The sequence below is a fragment of the Actinoplanes sp. NPDC049681 genome (assembly GCF_044465265.1).
Lineage (GTDB): Bacteria > Actinomycetota > Actinomycetes > Mycobacteriales > Micromonosporaceae > Actinoplanes.
This window is the reverse complement of the sequence record NZ_JBITLP010000009.1, coordinates 327,818-342,210: the sequence shown is the minus strand read 5'-3', so window position 1 is coordinate 342,210 and position 14,393 is coordinate 327,818. Positions and strand designations below refer to the sequence as shown.

Below are 14,393 nucleotides of genomic sequence, written 5' to 3'. Positions count from 1 at the left end.
GCAGGGCGGATAGGACGACGTGCTAGCCGCGTCGTCATGGAGGCCGCCGATGAGGCGGGAATCAAGGCCACGTATCGCAAAGGGATCCTGGAGGTGGTCGTGCCGCTGACCGCGCCGGCGCCGTCCGCCCGTGAGATCGAGATCACGGCCGGCGAGTGACGCCGGAATCCGCGACGGGCCGGTACCTCACCGGCCCGCCCCGGCATGCGTCGGGCGGTGCAGGTCACTGGCGGACAGCCGGTTCGGACGCCGGTTGCACCCGGTCCGCCGGAACGGGGATCACCACGACGGGACATGCGGCCTTGCGGATACATCCTTCGCTGACCGACCCGAGCACGGTGTGCCGGATGCGGCTGTGCCCGTGGCTGCCCAGCACCAGCAGGTCCGCCGTGCGACCCGCGGCCGACAGGACATCGGCCGGACTTCCCTCGATGACCTCGCCGGCCACGGGCACGCGGGAGCCGAACCGTGCGACCAGTGCCTTGATTTCACGGTCGAGAACCTCGCGGGCGTGCGCGGCAGCTTCCTGCGGGCTCGTGGCAGCAATCGGGCCGTACTCCATGCCGTCCCAGGACCAGGCGATGACGGCCTGGACGGCGCCGCCTCGCCCTGCTGCCTCGGTGGCTGCCCAATCCAGGGCGCGCCGGCCTCCTTCGGAACCGTCGACCCCGGCGACGATGAGGTACGTGGCACTCATGGCTGCTCCTTTCGTCAGGCCGTTTCACTGCGGCACTCCCATTGACGTCCCAGGCGTGAAGCCGGGGTAGGGCGGATGTGCCCGTGCGCCCGGGACGTTGGTCGTCGTGCCGACCTATCCCCGCGGAGGACTGGCGGAATGGCTTTCGCCGGTCCGGCCCCGTGGCCTCGCAGCGTCGGGACCTCTGGCCCGTGTCCCGCATCGGTCGCGCGTCGAGGATGGACGGTGAGGCAGGGGGCGACGATGCTGATTATGGTGGTCATGACGGTCATGACTGCGTTGGTGGTGACATCGACGTGGTTGGGGATCAAGGACTGGACGCGCAACCTGGCGGAGGACCGCGATGATCCACCAATGTCGATGACGGTGCCGGAAACGCTCGAAGGCGTCCTGGTGCGGCAGGTGATTGACCACGAGATCACCGGGCAGCAGTACCGCAATGCCATGCACCGGCTCGCCGAGCGCGACGCCGACCTGCACCCGTTGCCTGGCCTGCCGGATGACTCGCCGCCGCGCTGATCCGCCGGAGGAACGGCTGCCGTTCAGTGCAGCAGAACGTCGGCGACGTCCCGGCGCGGTGCGGTTCGCCGTAGCCGTTCACAGCGGTTCTCCTTCGCGCTGGTTGACCGGGACGACGGCGACCGGGCAGGGCGCCTGAGCCGCCACGGTCAGGGGCACGTCGCCGGTCCGGACGCGACTGACGACTCCGCGGTGCTTGTCGCCGACCACCAGCAGCCGGGCCCCCGCGCCGGCCCGGATGAGCGCACCGGCTACGGATCCGTGCAGGACGGCGCGCCGTACAGCGACCGCAGGGTCTTTCAGAGTCCACGGTTCGGTCTCCGCGGCCAGCAGCTCCAGGGCGTGCGGCTCGGTGGCGAAATTGGTTGACAACGTCACGTCGTCGTAGAAGTAGTCGTCCCGGCTCACGTCGGAGACGTGCACGGCGGCCAATGGGAAGCCGCGCTCGGCGGCGTAGCCGAAGGCGAACTCCATGGCGGTCCGAGCGGCCGACGATCCGTCCAGACCCACCACCACGTGTCCGGCCAGCGGCGAGGCGGAGGCCGGCCGCATCTGCGGCCTGACGACAACGACGGGACAGTGTGCGTGCCGCAGAGTGCGGTGTACCGTTCGGCCCTGATCGCCGGCGCCGATCACCAGCAGGCGCACCCCGGCCGACGCCTCGGCCATCTGGACCGCCGGGTCGCCGCTGCGGATCCGCAGCGCGACGCGCTGGCCGCCGAGGCGTGCCCGCGCCTTCGCCACGGCCCGGGCCAGCGGCGGATCGACGACCTCCACCTGGGCGATCACCGGTTTGCCGGTCATCCGTTCCAGAGGTGAGCCGGGCGGGCAGATGTGCAGAAGCACGAGCCGGGCACCTGTCAATTCGGCGTGCTCGACGGCCCACGCCAACGCCTGCCATCCGCCGGCTCCGCCGATGCCGGCCGCGATCGAGGTGCCCATGGCGGTCGTCTGCTTCCTCTTGGTGGTGACGTCGTACGTCCCGCCGTCACGGCGGAATCTGTGCCGTCCGGTCACCTCCCACCGTGCCGCCTACCAGCATCGACCGCTCAGGGTCCAAAGTCCTGTTTCAGTCCGTGATGGGGACCCGCCACGTCAGGACCGTTCCGCTGCCGTCGGAGCGGGCCTGCACCTGAAACCCGCCGCCGAGGTCGTGCGCCCGTTCGGCCATGTTCACCAGACCGCTGCGAGCCCGTGCCGGGTCGAAGCCGACCCCGTCGTCCTCGACGCTGAGCACGGCTTCATCGCCGGTGGCGCGCAGGGAGATCCGCGCCGTGCTTGCCCGGGCATGCCGGGCGATGTTCGACAACGCCTCGCGGAGCACGGCCATCAGCTGCGGCTGGATGTCGTCGGGGATCGCGCTGTCGATCGGCCCGGACGTCTCCAGGATCGGCCGGAACCCCAGCCCGTGGGTGGCGGCCTCCAGGGCGTCGTGCAGGTCGGTGCGCAGCGACGGACCGGTCGGGGCACGCAGTTCGAAGATCGAGCGGCGGATGTCCCGGATGGTGGCGTCGAGTTCGTCGACGGCTGTGCTGATGCGGGTGGCCACTTCCGGCTTGACCGCCTGGTGCACGGCGCCCTGCAGGTGCATGCCGGTGGCGAACAGCCGTTGGATGACCACGTCGTGCAGATCCCGCGCGATGCGTTCCCGATCCTCCAGCAGGACGAGCTGCTGGCGTTCCTCCTGCGCCCGGGCCCGTTCGAGCGCCAGTGCCGCCTGCCCGGCGAAGGTCGACAGCTGCACCGCGTCCTCGTCGGTCGGTGGCTGCCCTGCGGGCTGGGTCACGATGAGGACACCGTGCAGAGTGTCCGGGCCGGCCAGCGGAACGGCCATCGCCGGACCGTCGGGCACGGCGGCGGGCCAGTCGGTGACCGTACGCAGATTCTCCAGAGTCCGGTACTTCTCGCGCCCGAACTCGGCAGCCGCCGCGTCGTCGACCGGAATGATCTTCCCGACGAGATCCACGCACGAGGGATCGGCGCCGTCGGCGACCTCGATGGTGTAATGGGCTTCGTCCTCGTCGTAGAGCATGACCAGGACCAGCTCTGCGCCGGCGACCTCGCGGGCCCGGCGCGCGATCAGCCGGAGCGCCTCGGTGCGGTGTACCTGGCCGAGCAGCACGCCGGTGATCTCGGCGCTGGCGGCGAGCCAGCGTTCCCGTCGTCTCGCCAGGGCGTACAGGCGGGCGTTGTCGATCGCCACGCCCGCGGCCGCTGCCAGCGCGACCACGATCTCCTCGTCGTCGTCACCGAACTCGGCGGCCCCCTGCTTCTCGGAGAGGTAGAGATTGCCGAAGATCTGGCCGCGGGTGCGGACCGGGACGCCGAGGAAGCTGTGCATGGGCGGGTGATGCGGCGGGAAACCGTACGAGTCCGGGTGCTTGCGGATGTCCGGTAGGCGTACCGGACGCGGATCGGTGATGAGCAGGCCGAGCACGCCGCGGCCGCGTGGCAGGTCCCCGATCCTGGCGTGGACCGCCGGGTCCATGCCGTGGGTGATGAAGTCGACGAGGTCGGTACGGTCGGCGCCGATCACGCCCAGCGCGCCGTAGCGGGCACCCACGAGGGCGCACGCGGCTTCGACGATGCGTTGTAGCGTGCTGCGCAGATCAAGGTCGCTGCCGATGCCGACCACCGCGTCCAGCAGGGAGCGCAGCCGTTCCCGGCTGGCCATGACGTCACCGACGCGGTCGAGCATCTCCTGCAGAAGCTCGTCGAGCCGCACGCGCGAGAGCGGGCTGAGTCCGAGCGACGGAGGGGAGAGCCGGTCCTCGTGCTGGAGTCCTTCGGCCATTGGCTCAGGCTAGCCCCAGCCCGATGCCGGGCGACAGGGGTTCGGCTCCGGGAGGGGCCACGGTGCGCGGAACGTAAAGAGATTGGTACATGTCGCTCTTAGCGGTCATATTCAACTGCGCGAGCGCGCCGAGGCGTACGCCTCGGCGCGCTCGAATGCACCGCGATCAGGTCGAGGTCGTCACCGTCGGCCGATCCGTCCCGTACGGCGGTGGCGAAGTGCCGCCCGGCGGCGCGGGAGGCATCGGCGGTCCGGTGTGCCGACGGCCCAGCGCGGTGCCGCCGACGACGATCAGCAGGACCGCCAGGACGCCGAGAACGAGCCCGGTGATGAGCAGCCCGGCGCCGAGTCCGGTGAGGTCGGGCACCTGCACCGCGGCTCGCACATCGGCGGAGACGCCGGTGGAGCCGTCGGCGTTGGCCAGCACCACCGCGAAGTCGCCGTCGACGACGCGCCACGTGACCTCCGCGCCCGACGTGCCGGTGACCGACGCCAGCCAGAAGTCCTGGGCTCCGGGTGCCGGCACCGCTCGTACCGCGCCGGCCTCGCGCCGGTAGCTGACCGTCCGGCCCGTCACGTCGCTGATCCGATCACGGGCCGTCCCGGCCAGCCACCGGTCCACATCCGCGCGGCGGCCGATCCCGACGAACACCGCCTCGCCGCTCGCGCTGTCGGCGATGATCCGCATGCCACCCACGTCGGCGAGGGACCGAGTCCAGACGTCGGCGTTCTCGATGGTGATGTCCTCGCTGGTTACCGCGGCGGTCGCGGTGCTGAGCTGCCAGAGCGGGCTAGTCACATACCCGGCGCGGTCGCGGGCACGGTCGAAGGCCAGCAGGGCGCCCCCAGCCATGCCCGCGCCCACCGCCGGCAGTAACAGGATCACGCCGGCCACCAGGGCGGTCACCGGCGCGGCGACCGAACCCTCGGGAACGTTCCGGCGGGCCGGCGCGCCAATCGGCGGGTCGTCCGGGGCGTCGTCCGGCTCCCGCTCGCCCTGATCCAGCCGGAACGGTGGGTACGGCGTGAGCAGCGCAAGATACGCGATCACCCGCAGACTCCAGCGGGCTATGCCGACGAGCAGGTCGTACAGGCCACGCGGGTAACGGCCGGCGAACAGCAAGCCGATCCCGGCGATGAGGACGCCGGCGCTGACCACACCGATCGGCACGTCGGCGCCGACGGTGTCACTGTCGAACACCAGGGTCGCGGCGCCGGTGAGGGCTCCGACGAGCGCAAGGTGTGGAATCGCGAAGAGCCACGCGACCAGCGGCAGCCAGCGCTGCGGCCGTGCGGGTTCGTCGACCCGCAGGCGAGCCGGATAGTCGGGTACGTCGGCCAGCGTGAACGGCGGGTACCGGTCAGTGCCGAGCGCCTGGTAGCCGTAGTAGCCCACGCGCCACGTCCAGCGCAGCACGCCGACGTTGTACGCCTGGATCGCGTGCGGATACCTGCCGGTGATCAGGACAGCGAGGTACGCGACGACGGTGAGCACGGCGAAGCCCACCCAGAGGACGGCCAGGATGAGGGAATGCGGAATCAGAAGCAGCCATTTGACGAGCCACAGCCACCGGCTCAGCGGCTCGTCACGGCGTGCCTCGACCCGCAGCGGATAGCGGTTCATGACACCTCCTGCAACAGTCGCCTCCACCAGACCGCTTCAGGCACCGCCGCCGGCAGGGCCACACGTCCCCTTGCAGCCGGACACCTGGCAGGGCCGTAGGGCCACTGTCCCAGCAGCCCACAACGCGGGTATGCACCACGAGCACCGGGCAGTCCGCGTGACGCAGCAGGGACAAGGTGGTCGAACCCAGAAGCGCGCTCGCGATCGCGCCGTGCCCGTGGCGGCCAACTATGAGCAGCCGAGCCAGCTGCGACGCAGCGGTCAAGGCGCTCGCGGCGTTCCGGTGCGACAGGCCCAGTGTGGAGTCGACCTGAGGATACTCGTCCTGCCAGGGTGCCAGCAGCGCGTACAGCCGCTCTCGTTCTGCCTCCTCCAGCAGGCCGATCTCGCCGAGGGTGGGCGGAGCGGTACCGGCCCATGGCAGCATGGCCGAGCTGTAGCTGTGCACCACACGCAGACCGCATCCCAGCGCGTCGGCCGTCTCGTACGCCTGCTGCAGGACCGTCTCGCCGCGCGGCGAGGAGTCCACTCCAGCGGCGACCGGCCCGCCGCGCGCATCTGTGCGCCCTCGCACGACCACGACCGGGCCCGCGGCGTGCAGGGCGACTCGCCGGCCCACCGCATCCCGCTGCAGGCCGGTGCGCCGTCCGCGTGCCCGGCTGCCGACCACGACGAGACCGACGGTGCCGGAGAGCTCGATCAGGTGCGAGGCCGCGTCACCGATCAGCGAGTCAGCCTCGAGCGAGATGCCGGGGGAGGCGGCGCGGGCCTGCTGCAGTGCGGCCGAGACCACGGCGTCGGGCGAGTGGCTGTCGCCTGCCTGCCGCGGGGCGTCGTAGTCCTAGTCGAAGCAGTGGACGACGCGCAGCAGAACGCCGCGCCGGGCGGCCTCCGCTGCGCCCCACCGGACCGCCGCCTGCCCTGCGGGCGTTCCATCGGTACCCACGACGATGTCGCTGCGTGCCATAGCGCGCCTCCTTGTACCGGCTTCAGTCATCGTCGGCCGGCCCGGAGGTCGCGAGGTAGGGCAGCCGGTCCCGCTGCCAGGGGGTCGCACGACTCTGCTGGTCCGGTCCCGCCGCCCGTAGCGTCGAAGAGGAAGGAGACGGAGGTGCGGCCATGAAGCTGTGGCGGGTGGACGACGTGATGACCAGGGACGTCGTCGCTGTTGAGGTGGGGACGCCGTACCGGACGGTCGTGGACCTGCTGGTCGGCCGGCGCATCAGCGCCGTGCCGGTCGTTGATCGGTCCCAGCGGGTCGTCGGCATCGTCTCGGAGGCCGACCTGCTGCACAAGGTCGAGGCCCCCGGGACCGTGCGACCGTGGTTCCGGTTCAGCCGGCGCCGCCGGGCGGAGGACGCCAAGGCAGCGGGCCGTACCGTCGAGAATGTGATGACTGCGCCGGTGGTCACGATCCTGCCCTCCCAGTCCGTCGCGGCCGCGGCCCGTCGGATGCACGATGTCAAGGTCAAGCGCCTGCCGGTCGAGGACGACCTGGGCCGGTTGATCGGCATCGTCACCCGCAGCGATCTGCTCAAAATCCATCTCTGCAGCGACTCGGACATCCGCCGTGACGTGACCGACGAGGTCCTGCCGCACGTTCTGGGTGCCCCGGGCGCGACGGTCCGCGTGGAGACCAGGGACGGTGTGGTGACGCTACGCGGTCGAGTGCACGTCCGGGCGGCCGCGCAGCGGATCGTGTCGCTGGCGGGTCAGGTTCCCGGAGTGGTCGACGTGACGGACGAACTTACCTACGACGTCGACGACAGCATATTCGTCGGATCCGACCGCGGGATGCCCTTCGGTGTCGCCTGACAAGCCGGAAGGTTGCCATCATGACCAGAACCGCACTCCGAGTGACCGTCGGCTTCGACGCCTCTCCGGCGTCGACCGCCGCCATCGACGCCGTCGCACGGTTGTTCCCCGGCGCCCATGCGAGCATCGTTCACCTGTGGACGCCTCCGTTCGCCAGCGATGTCCTTCGGCGGCGCCTCTGGTCGGGCACGGCGGGGCTCGACCGCTTCGTCGAGGCGGTCGAGCAGGAAGGCGCCAGGGAGGCCGAGCGTATCGCCGGCATCGGCGTCACCCTCGCGCGCGCCGCTGGCTGGGAGGCGGAAGCCCTGACTGCACGTAGCTACGGCGGTGACGGAGTGCAGGTCGCCGAACTGGCAGAGAAGCTCGATGCGCAGGTCATCGTCGTGGGTTCGCGAGGGCTCGGCGGTACTAAGGCGCTGCTGGGCAGTGTCTCCGACATGGTCGTGCATTACAGCCGGCGGCCCGTGCTGGTGGTGCCGCACCCGCTCCTGGCCGGCGAGTTCGCGGCCCTGGCCGCCGGCCCGGTCGTCACCGGTTGGGACGGATCCAGCGGCGCTTCGTCTGCCCTCGCCGTCGCAGAGTCCCTCTTTGCGGGGCGGGAGATCATCCCGGTGGCCGTGGAGGATGGTGCCGGGCACGGGGCCGAAGCCAGCCGCACCGCCGTGACGGTGCTACCGCGCAGCGGCATGCTACCGCGCACCGGCCGGTCCACAGCCGAGGTATTAAGTGCGTATGCCCGCACGCGGGCGGCGGCCGTCGTCGCGGTGGGCTCGCGGGGCCGTTCGGCGATCGCGGAGATCCTCCTCGGTTCCGTGGCGATGGCCACGCTGCACCACGCCGACCGACCGGTCCTGGTCGTGCCCCATGTGATGCCACGTAAGCAGTAACGACGTTCGGCGGCGGCGCGGCCACCATCGCGCGCTGACCGGCGTACGGGAGCGGACAGGTGCCGGGCGCATCCTGCCGTTGGACCGCCCGGCCCGGGCCGGTCGGCCCTGTCCGTGCCCGCGACCGCGCAGAAGCCTGAAACCATGACGCAGACGACCACGGAACCTGTTGCAATCGACGAACGGCGGCCTCCGGTCGAACTCTTCCGGGATCTGCGCACCGGTCCCGCCGGGCTGGGCACCAGGGAAGCCGCCCGCCGGCTCACCGTTTACGGCCCCAACGAGCTGTCCCGTCGCGGCGGCCGGCGGTGGCCGCGTGAGCTGCTGGCGCAATTCACCCAACCGCTCGCCGTCCTTCTCATGGTGGCTGCGGTCCTCGCTTGGGTTGGCGGGACGCCTGCCCTGGCGGTTGCCGTGGTCGCCGTGATTCTGCTGAACGCCGCCTTCGCGTTCGTTCAGGAAATGCAGGCCGAACGGGCGGTCGAGGCGTTGGCGGCGTACCTGCCCGTCTCCGCGCGGGTGCTGCGCGACGGGGTGCTGTGCGACGTACCGGCCCGGGAGCTGGTCCCGGGCGACGTCATGGTCGTCGAGGAGGGTGACCGGATCTGCGCCGACGGCCGCTTGGTGGAGGGCTCGCTGTCGGTGGACTTGTCGGCGCTCAACGGCGAATCGGTGCCGGCGACGCGCTCGGCGGATGCACAGGTGGTGGCCGGCCCCTTGCTGGAGGCTCGGGAGCTGGTGTTCAGCGGGACGGTGTGCACGGCCGGCGAAGGGCGGGCGGTCGTCGCCCGTACCGGTATGCACACTGAGATCGGCCGTATCGCCGCGCTCTCGCAACGCGGCCGTAGCGAGCCCAGCCCGCTCGAGCGTCAGGTCCGCCGGGCGACCTGGATCATCGCGGGTGTGGCCGTCGCCGCCGGGGTGGCGTTCCTGCCGATCGGCGTCGTCGCCGGGCTGAGCTGGGCCGCCGCCATCAGTTTCGCCATCGGGCTCATCGTGGCCAACGTGCCCGAGGGCCTGCTGCCGACGATCACGCTCGCCCTGGCCGTCGGGGTGCGGGAACTGGCCCGGGCCGGCGCGGTGGTCAAGCGGTTGTCCGCCGTGGAGACCCTCGGCTCCACATCGGTCATCTGCACGGACAAGACGGGCACCCTGACGGAGAACCGCATGCAGGTGGCCCGCGTGTGGCTGTACGGCACGGAACTCGAAGCCGCCGCCGCGTCGGGCGACGGACGAGCCCGGGAGCTCGCCGGCGTGGCCGCCCGCTGCACGACCGCACGAATGGCGGGCGACGGGGCGCCGCACGACACCGGAGACCCGATGGAGCTGGCGCTGCTCCGCTTCGCGGACCGGCTGTCGGTGCCGGTGCACGCCGCCGAGCGTGACGCCGAGCGGACTCTGCTGTACGCCTTTGACAGCCGCCTCAAGCGAATGTCCACGGTCGATGGGGCGCGGGTGCACACCAAGGGTGCCGTGGAGTCTCTGCTGCCGCTGTGCCACCGGGTCGTCGACCCGCAGGGCCGCAAGGTGGAACTCACCGCCGCGGTACGCGCCGAGCTGCAGGCCGCCGTCGACCGTTACGCCCACGCGGGTCTCCGGGTGCTGGCTGTCGCCTGTGGCTTCGCCGGTAACGGCCACGCCGCGCAGCCGCGGGACAGAGCCGAGGCGGACATGACGCTGCTGGGACTGCTCGCCCTCGCGGATCCGCTGCGCCCGGGGGTTGCCGGGGCGGTCGCCGACGCGCACCGGGCCGGGATCCGCGTCCACGTCATCACGGGCGACTACGGGCCGACGGCGGCCGAGATCGCCCGTCAGGCGGGTATCGCCGCCGGCGGGCGGGTCGTCACGGGGTCCGAGCTGGAGGCGATGGGCGACATCGACCTCGACAGGTTGCTCACGAGGGACGAGGAGATCGTCTTTGCGCGCTCGACGCCTGAGGGCAAGCTGCGCATCTGCGAGGCGCTGCGGGCGACGGGCCGGATCGTGGCGATGACCGGGGACGGGGTCAACGACGCCCCCGCCCTGCGGCACGCCGACATCGGCGTGGCGATGGGCTGCTCCGGCACCGACGTCGCCCGTGAGGCCGCCACGATGGTCCTCACCGATGACAACTTCGCCACGATCGTCCGTGCCGTGCACGCCGGGCGGCGCGTCTACGACAACGTTCGCAAGTTCGTGCTCTACATCTTCGCTCACGCCGTACCCGAGGTCGTGCCGTTCCTGATCTTCGCCCTGTCGGGCGGGGCGATCCCGCTGCCCTTGACCGTATTGCAGATCCTCGCCATCGACCTCGGCACTGAAACACTGCCGGCGCTGGCGCTGGGGCGCGAACCGGCGGAACCCGGCCTGATGAGCCGTCCGCCGCGTTCAGCAAAGGTCGGTGTCATCGACAGGTCCCTACTGCTGCGCGCCTGGGGGCTGCTCGGGGTCACGTCGGCCGCGCTGGTCATGGCCGGGTTCTTCTGGTCGCTGTGGCGGGCCGGCTGGCACCCAGGGGCGGCGACCGGCGCGGGCAGCCCGCTGCACGAGGCCCTCCGGGTAGCCACCACCATGACCTTCGCCGGGATCGTCGCCTGCCAGATCGGTACGGCGTTCGCGGCGCGCACCGACCGGGCCTCACTGCGTTCGATCGGCGTCTTCAGCAACCGCCTACTGCTGGGAGGTATCGCGTTCGAACTGCTGTTCGCCGCGGCCGTCATCTACCTGCCGCCGTTGCAGGCCCTGTTCGGCACGGCCGCCCTCGGCCCCGCGCACCTGGTCTTCCTGGCCCCGTTTCCGCTGCTGGTGTGGGGGGTGGACGAGCTGTATCGACGGCACCGCCGGATCAGGGAGGCGCGAGTGCTGTCCTCCTGAGGGGCGAGGGCAACGCCGGGCCCGCTCGTGCGGACCCGGCGTTGCCGGCGTCAGCTGTCACCCGGTCGCCTGCCTCACGGTCGACGGTCGTCAGTTGAGCGCTGCCCGTAACGTCGCCGACGGTGAGATGCCGTACTTGGCCTGGTAAGCGGCAGGGAATCAGCCCAGGTGCGATCTCGGCCACGGAGCGGGCAGCTCCGCCACGTGACCTGGTGAGTCCGGCATGACGAAGCTGGACACCTGTCGCCGGCACACCGCCTGGCGCATGCGGTTATGCGGAACCGTTCAAGGGGTGGGCTTCCGGCCGTTCGTGCACCGGATCGCGACCGGGCTCGGCTGGACGGCGTTGTCCGCGACGTCGACGGTGACGTCTGCATCGCAGTGAGCGCGACCGCGGCGAACGGGTCGACGCCCACGTCGACGTCAACGGCGTCCCGGTGCACGTGCACGCGGTGGGCAGCGGGCTGCAGGAAGCCACCGACCTCATGCAGCAGAAGCTGCGTTCCTGCCTGCGCCGCATCCGGCGCCGCCCGGGGCAGGGGCCGCCCGCGCCAACGGTGAGCGGCTCACCACAGTGGGGTGAGCAATCCCAGATGTCCGTCGAAGCGCTGATAGAGCACGGCCGCCCGGCCCGAACCGATTCCGGTGAAGGCCAGGAACGGCGCCGGTGAGGCGTCCAGCGCCCGGGCAGCTTCGGGAAGGGTGAGGCCGGGCAGGCGCGATGGCCCGCCGGCGACCGGTACGCCGGCGGGCGCAGCGCCCAGCAACTCCGGGCGGTCGGCGGCGAGCCGGTATCCGGCGGCACCGGCACGCGTGGCGACGGTGTCCTGGCCGCTCGACTCGTCCACGAACAGGTGGAAGTCGTAGTGGCGCAGGTCCATGGTGAGCGCGGCAGCGCCGAAGTCCTGCACCGCCGGCGGACAGCTCTTGTACCGGGCGACCCGCCGTACCCTTCCACCGACCTTGATCACGGGCGGGATCACCCGCGCCGGCCGCAGGTCCCATGGTTCGCCCGCGAAGGACGGTGGACCGGCTTCGCTGCCCGTCAAGCGACGGTGCAGGCGGCGGACGCGCGGCACGAGCGCCGCCACCGCCTGACCGACCGCGTCGGCGCTCGTGCCGGCTGCCGTCTGACTGCGCACCATCCGGCCGGACAGCTCCACGTTGATCTGGGCGATGGCGACGGTTTCCCGGTCGGACCCGCGATACGCGGCGAGCTTCACCCGGACGTGATCGCCTCCGGCGGCCGTCAGCGGCGCCGTGGCGAGGGCATGGTGCACGTACGCGATGTCCTCGGTGGTCACCGAGCCGCGCACGAGGATGTCGACGTCGAGGTCGGGCACGACCGCGGTTCTGAACCCTGGCATCGGCAGCTCCTTCCGGTGCTCCACTCTGTGTGACTGAGTGATCACCTGCAAGGGGTCGAAGGACCCGAGTTTCGGGTTTCCCACGCGTCGGGAGTCCGGCAGGCCCGCGGGCATGGGCCGGGCGGCTCTGGTCCCGGCCGGTCCCTGGGGGACATGCTCGACCAGGGACAAGGCCATTTCCGGACGCAGGGAGGCTCCGATGAAACGGATGTTCGGGCGCATGCTCGCCGCCCTCGCCGGGGCCGCGGTCCTCCTGGGAGGATGCGCCGGTAACAGCGGTAGTACACCTCAGTCGACCGGCTCGGCCTCCGCGCCCCGGCCGGTGATCACCCGGTCACTGACCCGGACGCCCACGCCGGACCGCAGCGGTGCGCCCGCGGCGTCCCCGCAGTCCAGCTGGACCTCAGGGCCGGTCGCCGTGCGGCACGATCCACCCGTACCCCCGGTCCCGGTCGTCTCCTCGATCCGATACGCGGCCCATTCGCAGGAGGGCTTCGACCGGATCGTCCTCGACATCCAGGGCGCCCTTCCGGGCTACTCCGTCCGCTACGTGCCGGAGGTCCGCGCCGACCCCTCCGACCAGCCGATCCGCATGCCCGGCCGGCGGTACCTGCTGATGGTGCTCACCCCTGCCCAGGCACACCGCGACGACGGCACCGCGACGGTATCGACTGTTCACCCCACCGGCCTTCCGGTGCTCAAGGGGTACGCCGTCGCCGGTGACTTCGAGGGCCATGTCTCCGTCGCGCTCGGGCTCGACGTCGTCGTCGGTTACCGCGTCGGCGAGCTGCCCGGCCGCATCTACCTCGACGTTGCCGCCTGAAGGGACCTGACCGATGACCTCGTCGCCGACCCTCTCGCCGACCGCTCTACAGGAATGCGTACGAGCCGCCACGGCGGCGCCGTCGCTGCACAACAGCCAGCCGTGGCTCTTCCGGGTCACCAACGGCGGCGTGGACGTGTACGCCGACCGCCGCCGCAGGCTGGACGTGCTGGACCCGGCCGGCAGGGAGATGCTCATCAGCGTCGGCGCCGCCGTGTTCACCCTGCGCCTGGCGATCCGGCGCGCGGGCTTCCTCTCCCGGCCGGTCCTGTTTCCCCACTCCGGCGATCCGGACCTCGTGGCCCGGGTGAACATCGACCGCCCGGCACCAGCCGGTCCGGCGGTGGAAGCACTGGCCGAGGCCATAGCCCATCGGCACACCAACCGGCGGCCGTTCGCCCGTTCCGCCGTGCCGGCGGCCGTCATGGAGCACCTGCGGGATGCCGCGCGCCGGGAAGGCGCCGTGCTCCTCGTCGCGGACGCCGCCACGAGAGACGCAATCGTCGCGCTCTCCCGCGCGGCGGACCATGCTCTCCGGACCCGGGGCGGCTACCGGGCCGAGACGACGCGGTGGACGCGGCCGGCCCGGCGCGACGGGGTACCCCGTACGGCGATCGGACCGTGGGAGGCCCTGGAGACCGTGCCCAGCCGCGACTTCGGGCTGCTTCCGGCGCTGCCGCCGGAGACGGCCGTGTTCGAGCCGTACCCGACGATCCTGGTGCTTGCGACGACGGGCGACCACCGCCATGACTGGGTGACCGCTGGCCAGGCGCTGCAGCGGGTGCTGCTCGCCGCGACGTGGCAGAACCTGGCCACCACACCGGTCAGCCAGCCGGTGGAGGTGCCGGCGATCCGCCGGCGGCTCACCGCCGGCACCGAGGGCTTGTGGGCCCAAATGGTCGTCCGCATCGGGTACGGCCGTCCGACGCCGGTCACCTCGCGTCGCCAGTTGTCCGAGGTGCTGGTGCAGGTGTGACTTCCCACGTCGTCTGGGCGCTTCTTCGTCGCATCTGC

At 71.5% G+C, this 14,393-nt stretch carries 15 protein-coding genes; 8 read left to right on the top strand and 7 right to left on the bottom strand.

Annotated features, from left to right (window positions below; all coding sequences use genetic code 11):
• Positions 1-36 precede the first annotated feature (36 nt).
• On the top strand, positions 37-159 hold the full coding sequence (locus tag ACIBO8_RS31530; RefSeq protein WP_396119035.1) for an Hsp20 family protein: 123 nt from the start codon (positions 37-39) through the stop codon (positions 157-159).
• A gap of 64 nt (positions 160-223) precedes the next feature.
• On the opposite strand, the gene ACIBO8_RS31525 is transcribed toward ACIBO8_RS31530, so the two are convergent.
• Positions 224-697 carry a universal stress protein gene (locus tag ACIBO8_RS31525; RefSeq protein ID WP_396119034.1) on the bottom strand — a complete coding sequence of 158 codons (474 nt, stop codon included), beginning with the start codon at positions 695-697 and terminating at the stop codon, positions 224-226.
• Positions 698-940: 243 nt separating this feature from the next.
• Between ACIBO8_RS31525 and ACIBO8_RS31520 the strand changes: the two genes are divergently transcribed.
• On the top strand, positions 941-1,216 hold the full coding sequence (locus ACIBO8_RS31520; RefSeq protein ID WP_396119033.1) for a hypothetical protein: 276 nt from the start codon (positions 941-943) through the stop codon (positions 1,214-1,216).
• Between the two features lie 78 nt (positions 1,217-1,294).
• Here ACIBO8_RS31520 and ACIBO8_RS31515 read toward each other — a convergent pair whose 3' ends face one another.
• The 5 genes from ACIBO8_RS31515 to ACIBO8_RS31495 form a co-directional block, all read right to left on the bottom strand.
• On the bottom strand, positions 1,295-2,233 hold the full coding sequence (locus tag ACIBO8_RS31515) for a universal stress protein (RefSeq protein WP_396119032.1): 939 nt from the start codon (positions 2,231-2,233) through the stop codon (positions 1,295-1,297).
• Positions 2,234-2,285: 52 nt separating this feature from the next.
• On the bottom strand, positions 2,286-4,010 hold the full coding sequence (locus ACIBO8_RS31510; protein WP_396119031.1) for a GAF domain-containing protein: 1,725 nt from the start codon (positions 4,008-4,010) through the stop codon (positions 2,286-2,288).
• 166 nt (positions 4,011-4,176) lie between these two features.
• A complete protein-coding gene (locus ACIBO8_RS31505) occupies positions 4,177-5,634 on the bottom strand; it encodes a DUF4389 domain-containing protein (protein WP_396119030.1) in 1,458 nt (485 codons plus the stop codon).
• Positions 5,597-6,427 (bottom strand): universal stress protein, encoded by an 831-nt coding sequence (locus ACIBO8_RS31500; RefSeq protein ID WP_396119029.1) that lies wholly within the window; start codon positions 6,425-6,427, stop codon positions 5,597-5,599. Before ACIBO8_RS31500 ends, ACIBO8_RS31505 begins: the two co-directional genes overlap by 38 nt.
• Before the next feature lie 48 nt (positions 6,428-6,475).
• Positions 6,476-6,601 (bottom strand): universal stress protein, encoded by a 126-nt coding sequence (locus ACIBO8_RS31495; RefSeq protein WP_396119028.1) that lies wholly within the window; start codon positions 6,599-6,601, stop codon positions 6,476-6,478.
• Positions 6,602-6,753: 152 nt separating this feature from the next.
• Here ACIBO8_RS31495 and ACIBO8_RS31490 point away from each other — a divergent pair, with 152 nt between their 5' ends.
• The 4 genes from ACIBO8_RS31490 to ACIBO8_RS31475 all read left to right on the top strand — a co-directional run bounded on the left by ACIBO8_RS31490 (position 6,754) and on the right by ACIBO8_RS31475 (position 11,574).
• Positions 6,754-7,449 carry a CBS domain-containing protein gene (locus ACIBO8_RS31490; RefSeq protein ID WP_396119027.1) on the top strand — a complete coding sequence of 232 codons (696 nt, stop codon included), beginning with the start codon at positions 6,754-6,756 and terminating at the stop codon, positions 7,447-7,449.
• 20 nt (positions 7,450-7,469) lie between these two features.
• Positions 7,470-8,336, top strand: coding sequence for a universal stress protein (locus tag ACIBO8_RS31485; protein WP_396119026.1), 867 nt, complete (start codon positions 7,470-7,472; stop codon positions 8,334-8,336).
• Between the two features lie 144 nt (positions 8,337-8,480).
• Positions 8,481-11,189: a cation-translocating P-type ATPase gene (locus ACIBO8_RS31480; RefSeq protein WP_396119025.1), complete on the top strand. Its 2,709-nt coding sequence runs from the start codon at positions 8,481-8,483 to the stop codon at positions 11,187-11,189.
• A gap of 223 nt (positions 11,190-11,412) precedes the next feature.
• Positions 11,413-11,574 (top strand): acylphosphatase, encoded by a 162-nt coding sequence (locus ACIBO8_RS31475; RefSeq protein WP_396119024.1) that lies wholly within the window; start codon positions 11,413-11,415, stop codon positions 11,572-11,574.
• A 181-nt stretch (positions 11,575-11,755) separates the two neighbouring features.
• Here ACIBO8_RS31475 and ACIBO8_RS31470 read toward each other — a convergent pair whose 3' ends face one another.
• On the bottom strand, positions 11,756-12,556 hold the full coding sequence (locus ACIBO8_RS31470) for a hypothetical protein (protein ID WP_396119023.1): 801 nt from the start codon (positions 12,554-12,556) through the stop codon (positions 11,756-11,758).
• A gap of 199 nt (positions 12,557-12,755) precedes the next feature.
• On the opposite strand from ACIBO8_RS31470, the gene ACIBO8_RS31465 reads away from it, so the two are divergent.
• Together ACIBO8_RS31465 and ACIBO8_RS31460 are read left to right on the top strand one after the other, a co-directional pair.
• Positions 12,756-13,379, top strand: coding sequence for a hypothetical protein (locus tag ACIBO8_RS31465; RefSeq protein ID WP_396119021.1), 624 nt, complete (start codon positions 12,756-12,758; stop codon positions 13,377-13,379).
• Positions 13,380-13,392: 13 nt separating this feature from the next.
• Complete coding sequence (locus ACIBO8_RS31460) at positions 13,393-14,355, top strand: Acg family FMN-binding oxidoreductase (RefSeq protein ID WP_396119020.1); 963 nt, start codon at positions 13,393-13,395, stop codon at positions 14,353-14,355.
• Positions 14,356-14,393 lie beyond the last annotated feature (38 nt).

Coding starts and splice junctions, on each gene's coding strand:
- ACIBO8_RS31530 (WP_396119035.1), top strand. CDS start 37: ATGGAGGCCGCCGATGAGGCGGGAATCAAGGCCACGTATCGCAAAGGG.
- ACIBO8_RS31525 (WP_396119034.1), bottom strand. CDS start 697: ATGAGTGCCACGTACCTCATCGTCGCCGGGGTCGACGGTTCCGAAGGA.
- ACIBO8_RS31520 (WP_396119033.1), top strand. CDS start 941: ATGCTGATTATGGTGGTCATGACGGTCATGACTGCGTTGGTGGTGACA.
- ACIBO8_RS31510 (WP_396119031.1), bottom strand. CDS start 4,010: ATGGCCGAAGGACTCCAGCACGAGGACCGGCTCTCCCCTCCGTCGCTC.
- ACIBO8_RS31505 (WP_396119030.1), bottom strand. CDS start 5,634: ATGAACCGCTATCCGCTGCGGGTCGAGGCACGCCGTGACGAGCCGCTG.
- ACIBO8_RS31495 (WP_396119028.1), bottom strand. CDS start 6,601: ATGGCACGCAGCGACATCGTCGTGGGTACCGATGGAACGCCCGCAGGG.
- ACIBO8_RS31490 (WP_396119027.1), top strand. CDS start 6,754: ATGAAGCTGTGGCGGGTGGACGACGTGATGACCAGGGACGTCGTCGCT.
- ACIBO8_RS31485 (WP_396119026.1), top strand. CDS start 7,470: ATGACCAGAACCGCACTCCGAGTGACCGTCGGCTTCGACGCCTCTCCG.
- ACIBO8_RS31480 (WP_396119025.1), top strand. CDS start 8,481: ATGACGCAGACGACCACGGAACCTGTTGCAATCGACGAACGGCGGCCT.
- ACIBO8_RS31475 (WP_396119024.1), top strand. CDS start 11,413: ATGACGAAGCTGGACACCTGTCGCCGGCACACCGCCTGGCGCATGCGG.
- ACIBO8_RS31470 (WP_396119023.1), bottom strand. CDS start 12,556: ATGCCAGGGTTCAGAACCGCGGTCGTGCCCGACCTCGACGTCGACATC.
- ACIBO8_RS31465 (WP_396119021.1), top strand. CDS start 12,756: ATGAAACGGATGTTCGGGCGCATGCTCGCCGCCCTCGCCGGGGCCGCG.
- ACIBO8_RS31460 (WP_396119020.1), top strand. CDS start 13,393: ATGACCTCGTCGCCGACCCTCTCGCCGACCGCTCTACAGGAATGCGTA.